This is a genomic window from Treponema primitia (assembly GCF_046533075.1).
GTDB classification, from domain to species: domain Bacteria; phylum Spirochaetota; class Spirochaetia; order Treponematales; family Breznakiellaceae; genus Termitinema; species Termitinema primitia_B.
In genome coordinates this window covers 1-7447 of the sequence record NZ_JAJQRB010000006.1, presented here as the reverse complement: position 1 = coordinate 7447, position 7447 = coordinate 1, and the positions used below count along the sequence as shown (strand labels likewise).

General features: G+C 52.8%; 6 protein-coding genes. 4 read left to right on the top strand and 2 right to left on the bottom strand.

Going from position 1 to position 7447, the window contains the following annotated elements; all coding sequences use genetic code 11:
• The first annotated feature begins 210 nt into the window (after positions 1–210).
• The 4 genes from LQZ19_RS01085 to LQZ19_RS01070 all read left to right on the top strand — a co-directional run bounded on the left by LQZ19_RS01085 (position 211) and on the right by LQZ19_RS01070 (position 5380).
• On the top strand, positions 211–864 hold the full coding sequence (locus LQZ19_RS01085; protein WP_411045781.1) for a hypothetical protein: 654 nt from the start codon (positions 211–213) through the stop codon (positions 862–864).
• A gap of 396 nt (positions 865–1260) precedes the next feature.
• On the top strand, positions 1261–3912 hold the full coding sequence (locus LQZ19_RS01080; RefSeq protein ID WP_411045780.1) for a valine--tRNA ligase: 2652 nt from the start codon (positions 1261–1263) through the stop codon (positions 3910–3912).
• Positions 3913–3921: 9 nt separating this feature from the next.
• Positions 3922–4491 carry an HD domain-containing protein gene (locus LQZ19_RS01075; RefSeq protein ID WP_411045779.1) on the top strand — a complete coding sequence of 190 codons (570 nt, stop codon included), beginning with the start codon at positions 3922–3924 and terminating at the stop codon, positions 4489–4491.
• Positions 4484–5380 (top strand): M15 family metallopeptidase, encoded by an 897-nt coding sequence (locus LQZ19_RS01070; RefSeq protein ID WP_411045778.1) that lies wholly within the window; start codon positions 4484–4486, stop codon positions 5378–5380. The genes LQZ19_RS01075 and LQZ19_RS01070 overlap by 8 nt, the downstream gene beginning before the upstream one ends.
• Positions 5381–5403: 23 nt before the next feature.
• Here LQZ19_RS01070 and hpf read toward each other — a convergent pair whose 3' ends face one another.
• Positions 5404–5745 carry a ribosome hibernation-promoting factor, HPF/YfiA family gene (hpf, locus tag LQZ19_RS01065; RefSeq protein WP_411045777.1) on the bottom strand — a complete coding sequence of 114 codons (342 nt, stop codon included), beginning with the start codon at positions 5743–5745 and terminating at the stop codon, positions 5404–5406.
• Positions 5746–5774: 29 nt separating this feature from the next.
• Positions 5775–7157: an RNA polymerase factor sigma-54 gene (gene rpoN / locus LQZ19_RS01060; RefSeq protein WP_411045776.1), complete on the bottom strand. Its 1383-nt coding sequence runs from the start codon at positions 7155–7157 to the stop codon at positions 5775–5777.
• Positions 7158–7447: the final 290 nt, after the last annotated feature.

Below are 7447 nucleotides of genomic sequence, written 5' to 3'. Positions count from 1 at the left end.
GTAGAGTCCGCTTCCGCAGCCCCGCTGCGCGGGTCTACTACAGCGGGGAATTCCATATACATGAAGCCGGATGTGCCCCTCCCCACGCCCGCCTGTGTTACAGGACGAAGAAGGAGCTTCCACGGGCTGGGATCACATGATGGAGTTGGGGGGGAAGTAGTTATTGACAAAGTACGAGTACCGCTGTAATTATGGTACGAGGGGACCAATATGGCTCAATGTGTTAAATGTGGTAAAAAGGGTTTGTTTTTAAAGGTTAATACGGAGGGGCTGTGTGAAGCATGCGTGGTTCTTCCGCCGCCGCCGCCGCAGGAAGAACCTGAACCTGTTATATTGGGCAATCTTGAAGGGTTTTGGGGTATTCCCTGGGGCGCAAATCAAGAGACCGCAGAGCAAATACTCTATACAAAAGGTATCTATTCCACGAATGGTATGACATCACGGTTGAATGAAACTCGGATTCGTGCCGGAGCTGTCTTTGGACAAAAATTCTATGCGGGATTTGACTTCGAAGAAGCCTGTTTATATTTTCACGCCGGATTCTATCAGGGAACAGTAAAATTTAACCAACATCACGTGACTTTCGAAAGTCTCTATGACAAAATAAAAGAAAAATATGGTAACGGACGAGTGGTTTCTACAAAGATCCGCCTCGGTACAAGCACACCTTCTCCTGAAACGTGCAGGTGGGATTTTGAAAATGGTAGTATAGAATTATCAATCGAGACAGGTTTCAACAATATTTCAACTTTCGTTTTATCTTATACCGAAAAAAATATCGAGAAAAAGAAACAGGAATGGGAACAGGCCCTGGCGGCTAAACAAAAAGCCGAGCGTGAGGCAAAGGAGAAGGCTGACCTCTGACCTTCCATCATCAAACTGGACATTGACTTTATTCGGTGGTGAATATCAGTAAATAAATGATAATATAATAAAAATCACTGCTGTCCGGTTTAATTGTGAAATACCCTCCAGCAGGGCTGTCTCCTTACGGTAAAATAAGGACGATTTTTTTTAGACCTGTTGGCAAAGACGGGCGTGGGGAGGGGCATCCCTGGCTTCATGTATATGGAATTCTCTGCTGGAGGAGACCCGAAGGGGCTCCGTAAGCAGGCTCTACATGCACATGAAGCCAGGGATGCCCCTCCCCACGCCCGTCTTTGCCGATAAATCCGATAATCCCGATAAATAGGTCCATACCCCCCCAGTTGAATACTTTACCTCATTTTTATACTATCATATAAACCCAGAGGAGACGCAATGCGGGCAGTTGAACTAGAAAAAGCCTTTGATCCCAAATCTTTCGAGGACCGTATCTATGCCCAATGGCAGGAGACCGGCGCCTTTAAACCCCGCCCCGGGGACGGGACCCCCTTTACGGTGGTCATCCCGCCCCCAAACGTTACCGGGGTCCTGCACCTGGGGCATGGGCTGAATAATTCCCTCCAGGACATCGTAGTACGGTTTCACCGTATGCGGGGGGAGCCTACGCTGTGGGTGCCAGGCACCGATCATGCGGGGATCGCCACTCAGAATGTGGTGGAGAAGCGGCTTAAGGCTAAGGGGCAGAGCCGTCATGACCTGGGGCGGGAAAAGTTTGTCGAAGAGACTTGGAAGGTTAAGAACGAGCATCATGCCATTATTTCCCGGCAGTTGGAGCGGATTGGGGCCAGTGTGGACTGGTCCCGGGAACGATTTACCCTGGACGAAGGCCTGTCTAAGGCGGTTCGGGAGGTTTTTGTTACCCTCTACGAGCGGGATCTTCTATATAAAGGGAATTATCTGGTAAATTGGTGCCCCTCCTGCGGGACCGCCCTGTCGGACGACGAGGTGGACCACGAGGATACCCCGGGTAAGATGTACCATCTGCGCTACCCGGTGGTGGGCGCTGAGGGAAGCTTTGTAGAGCTGGCTACCACCCGGCCCGAAACCTTGCTGGGGGATACCGCCGTGGCGGTCCATCCGGAGGACGAGCGCTATACGGCGTTGGCGGGGAAAAAGGTGTTCCTCCCCCTGACGGATAGGGAAATCCCTGTGGTCCTTGATACCTATGTGGATAGGGAATTCGGTACCGGGGTGGTGAAGATAACCCCCGCCCATGACCCAAACGACTGGGAAGTGGCCAAGCGGCATGAACTTCCGGTGATCAATATCCTCACCCCCGATGGGAAGCTCAATGAGGCGGTTCCGGAAAAATATCGGGGCCTACCGGTTAAGAAAGCCCGGGAAGTAGTCTTGGAGGATCTTAAGGCGGGCGGTTTTTACATTAAAGAAGAGGACATTACCCACGCGGTGGGGCATTGTTACCGCTGTCATACGGTGATAGAGCCCTTCCTTTCAGAACAGTGGTTTGTGCGGATGAAGCCCCTGGCGGATAAAGCTCTGGCGGCATGGCGGCGGGGGGAGATAATCTTCTACCCGCGAAAATGGGAAAATACCTATCAGCACTGGATGGAAAATATCCGGGACTGGTGCGTAAGCCGTCAGCTTTGGTGGGGCCACCGTATTCCCGCATGGTACTGTGCGGACTGCGGCAAAACCGCCGTTTCCCGGACCGATCTTTCCGTCTGCCCCCACTGCGGTTCCAAAAATATTGAGCAGGACCCGGATGTGCTGGACACCTGGTTTTCCAGCTGGCTCTGGCCCTTCAGTACATTAGGATGGCCGGAAGATACGGCGGATCTTAAAACCTTTTATCCAACAACAGCATTGGTAACCGCCTACGACATCATCTTCTTCTGGGTTTCCCGGATGATCATGGCGGGGCTGGAGTTTACCGGCAGGGTTCCCTTCCGGGACATCTATATCCACGGGCTTATCCGGGATAAGCAGGGACGAAAGATGAGCAAGAGCCTGGGGAACGGCCTGGACCCCCTGGAACTGGTGGACGAGTTCGGCGCCGACGCCCTCAAGTTTACCCTGGCCTTTATGTGCGCCCAGGGGCAGGACCTGCTGGTGGACAAGGAATCTTTTAAGATGGGCTCCAAGTTCGTTAACAAAATCTGGAACGCCAGCCGCTACATCCTGATGAACCTGGAAGGCCGGAATTTGGTTGCAAGTCCAAGCCTCCTTCCGGCGGACAAGTGGATTTACTCCCGGCTTAACGGCGCGGCCAAGACCATGACCGAAGCATTTCTGTCCTACCGCTACAACGATGCTGCTCAGACGGCCTATGAATATTTCTGGAACGATTTTTGCGACTGGTATGTGGAAGCCACCAAGCTTTCCCTTAAATCCGGCAGTGATACTGAAAAGGATCGGGCTACCACGGTACTCCTGGATGTGCTCGCACAATCGCTGCGGCTCCTCCATCCACTGCTGCCCTTTGTCACCGAGGAGATCTACGGCAAGCTCAACGCCGCAACTTGCAGCGCCGCGCAGGAACAGCTGATCAACTCCGCCTATCCGGTGTACGATGAGAAAAAGTACGATCCCAAGGCGGAGGAGGACTTTGTTTTTCTGCAGGAATTGGTTGTTCTGGTCAGGACCCTCCGCAGCGAATGTACCATAAGTCCGGAGAAAAGAGTGCGGGTCCTGGTCCGGCTTGGGGAGGCCAAAGGGAAGATACTCAGCGAAAACGCGGAGCTTGTAAAACTCCTGGCGGGCATAGCAAACCTGGAGAGCGATAGCGGGGAGGGGAGCCGGCCCCAGGGATCCATCGCCGTGGTGGGTTCCGGGTTTGAAGCCTTTGTGTATATTGCCGAGGCGGCGGATCTGGGGCAGCTCAAACAGAAATTTACCAAGGATATTGAAAAGGACCTGAAATATATCGGGGGGCTGGAATCAAAATTGGCCAATGAAAATTTTCTGAAGAATGCCCCGGCGGAACTGATTGCCGCAGAAAAACTAAAGCTTGAGGATGCCCGGAAGCGGACGGGCAAACTGGAATCCTATATCCGTGATATGGCCTGAGGAGCGGCAATGACCACCGAAGAAATGCTTCGCCTGAAAGGAACCTTTCTCGCTCCCTACATGCAGCTTGCCACGGCGCTCATCGGAAAAGTCCGGGAGGGCGGGGGCAATATGTTCCGGCATCAGATCGATACCATGGCCACCCTGATCGACTACGGGTACATTGATTCGGTGCTTCTCAAAGCTTCTATTGTCCACGATCTGATCGAGGATGTTCCCGATTTTAACCACAACCTCCTTTTGGCTACCGATTTTGAAGGCCCGGAGGTGTACGACCTGGTATTGGAAGTAACCCGGTTTCCCAACGAAACCAAACCGGAATTTCTTACCCGTATCCGGGAGAGCGCTTCCCGGGAGGCGAAGATCCTCAAGGTAGCGGATCGCATATCCAATATGATCTCCCTTGGATTTGTGCTCAACGTTGAATTTATCGGCCGTTACACCGAGGAGACGGTGAAGTATATCCTTCCCATCGCCGAAGAGGTTAATACGGCCATGCTGGGGGAACTGAATTCCCTGGTGGAATCCAGGAGAAAGTACGTGTCCGTTTTTACCAACCAGGGGACCGGAAATGATTAAGCCCCTATGGGCCGGGGCTGTTTGGTCTATTCTATGGTATATACCAATAGTATTACTGCTAGCTTCCTGTTCTCCTTCTGAAACCCCGCAGCAGGCCGCGGTAGGGAATCTCGCTGTTGGCGGCGCCGGAACCATTACCGGAGATTCCGGCTTAACCGGTACGGTAATCGCCGGAGCGGATTCCGAATTAGCGTTTCCGGAAAAGATGCGGCAGGTCCTATCCAAGGCCCTGATCCCCGGGGATCTTTCCCGCCGGATTATGGCTGCCGCTGCGGATGGACCCAACTTTATCCTGGACCTTCTGGCCTGCCTGGAAGGCGACCCCTATCTTTGGCGGCTGGTAGACAAGGCCCACCCTCTTCCCGAAGGCTATGAACCGGAGGATCTGGTGGAACTTACCGGCGGCGCCTATCAGATAAACCGCCGGGGCCTCATGCTCCGCCGGGCCGCCGCCAACGCCTTAACAGCCATGGCCTACGCCGCCAAAGCGGATGGGGTCGTATTCCTTGCCGCCTCAAGTTACCGTTCCTACGATTATCAGGTAGAGGTCTATGCCCGCAATGTCCGTGAAGATGGTCAGGAAGAAGCGGACCGGCTTTCCGCCCGCCCCGGCTATAGTCAGCACCAAACCGGCCTGGTCCTGGATTTTGGCCCCATCGACGACAGCTTCGCCACAACCCCGGCGGGCCGCTGGATACTGTCCAATGCTGCCCGTTTCGGCTGGTCCATATCCTTCCCGGATGGCTACGAGGCGGTAACCGGCTATGTATGGGAAAGCTGGCACTATCGCTACGTAGGGCCGGAACTCGCTGCCTTCATCGACACCTACTTCGATGGGATACAGCAATACGCGCTGCAGTTTATTCACGAGTGGGAGAATATCAGGTAAGAGAAGGAAACAGAAAGCGAGGCTTAAGAAGATGTAAAGGATGTATCCCGCTTTTCTTCCGCCCGTTCTTTTTCCTTTACGTCCTTAACCTTTTCCTTTTCCTTGATAATTTTAGTTTCCAGTTTGCCCATGAGCTTATCAATTGCGGGGTTGAGCTCGAAATCTGTTTCTTTTAGATGGATCGAGACTCCCCACCGGAAGTTCACCTTGACTTCCGCAGAAAAGTTCTTGGCTTCCTTGGTCAGGGTAACCAGCAGGTCGATGATCATATTTTCCGCATTGGGAATGCGGGCGATTTTCCGGTCCAGATACTCCCGGGCGTCATCCCTCAGGGTAAAATGGACAGCCTTAACTTCTGTATTCATAGTGCCTCCTATCTTTTCTTTGTATACTTCTACCGGGTATAGGATGATCCTAGATCCAGTTCATTACGGTATTTAGCAACGGTACGCCGGGCCAGGGGGATTCCCTTCGTAGAAAGAAGTTCGGTGATTTCTTTATCCGAAAAATGCTGCGTTTCGGAGGTGATAAGCTCCCTGATTATTTCCTTAACCCCCTCTTTAGAATATTGAGATCCGCCTGAACCGGCGCCGCTAATGGAATTGGTAAAGAAGTGACGGATTTCAAAAATCCCCCACTCGGTTTGCATGTACTTACCCCGGGCGGTTCGGGATATGGTGGATTCGTTGAGCCCCAGTTCCCGGGCTATATCCCGCAGGGTCAGGGGGGCGATGTGCTTGGGGCCGTTCACAAAAAAAGACCGCTGAAATTCCACAATTGCCCGGGAAACCCGCAGAAGGGTATGGTTCCGCTCGTTGATCGACTGGATAAACCACCGGGCTTCTTTGATATTTTCCTTAACAAAGTCCCGGGCGGGTTTATCATTTTCCTTTTCGCCGGGTGTACCGCCGGTATGGCCGGCGATTTTCATAAAAAAAGGGTTGATCCCCAGAACCGGAATCTCCTCATCGTTGAGGATGATGACGAATTCCCCTTCCTTCCGGATCACCTGTACGTCGGGAACCACATACCGGGTGGTATCGGCGGCAAAACGCCGGCCCGGGAAGGGGGAAAGCTCTTTGATGCGCTCAAAACAGGCGCGTAAATCCTCTTCGGTACGGCCCAGTTTCCGGGCGACCTCCGCAACCTTGCCCCGCTCAAGGGGTTCCAGGTAATCCAAAACATCAATTATTCCCGGGGGGGCCTTGGGAAGGAGAGCTGCCTGGACCCGGAGGCTTTCCCGGTAATCGGCGGTACAGGTCCCCACCGGATCAAGGGAACGGATCAGGGAGATCACCCCGGCAATATGGGCAGGGTTCTCATTCTTTAGGAGCAGATCCACCGGTTCCTTATGGAAACCGTCTTCATTCAGGTTCTGGATGAGCAATTCCCCGATCCGGCGGAACTCATCATCCAATACTTCAAGTTTAAACTGCCAGAGAAGATGTTCCTGGAGCGTTTCAGGCCTCGAAAGCGCTCCTTCCAGGAATTTATGCCGTTCCGCGCTTTCCGCATCCCCCCCCTTGCGGACAAACCCGGAATCCGAGCTGGTCTCAAAATAATCGTACTCATCCTTCCGGGGGGTATTATAGGCAGCGTCCAGGGAGAGTAGGGTATGGTCTTCCAAAACCTCCAAGGCGGGGTTTCGTTCTATTTCTTCTTCAATTTTTTCCCGTAAATCAACTATGGGAAGGCCCATCAGCTTGATAGACTGAATCTGTTGGGGATTCAGTCTGAGGCGTTGTTCCTGAATAAAGGATGGACGCTGAAGTTGCACCGATTAGCTCCTAATAGAACTATCATTCCAGTATAGATCTTTGTCAAGGCGCAAATACCGGGAATAACCACGGACCTCTCGGACCTCACGGACTAAGGGGAAAAGAAGAGAAACCACAGAGATCGCAGAGGATACACAGAGGACACAGAGGAAGAAAGGAGGAGGTCCACAGGGCTCGGAGGCCGTCTTTCATCTTCCTCTGTGATCTCTGTGTTCTTTCCTCTGTGATCTCTGCGGACTTGTAACAAAATTAGTGTAAACGGCTATACTACTTAGAAGGAGCAAGTATG

What these genes read in the sequence shown, in the direction of transcription:
- LQZ19_RS01080 (WP_411045780.1), top strand. Translation starts at nt 1,261, where the DNA reads ATGCGGGCAGTTGAACTAGAAAAAGCCTTTGATCCCAAATCTTTCGAG.
- hpf (WP_411045777.1), bottom strand. Translation starts at nt 5,745, where the DNA reads ATGAATACAGAAGTTAAGGCTGTCCATTTTACCCTGAGGGATGACGCC.
- LQZ19_RS01070 (WP_411045778.1), top strand. Translation starts at nt 4,484, where the DNA reads ATGATTAAGCCCCTATGGGCCGGGGCTGTTTGGTCTATTCTATGGTAT.
- LQZ19_RS01085 (WP_411045781.1), top strand. Translation starts at nt 211, where the DNA reads ATGGCTCAATGTGTTAAATGTGGTAAAAAGGGTTTGTTTTTAAAGGTT.
- LQZ19_RS01075 (WP_411045779.1), top strand. Translation starts at nt 3,922, where the DNA reads ATGACCACCGAAGAAATGCTTCGCCTGAAAGGAACCTTTCTCGCTCCC.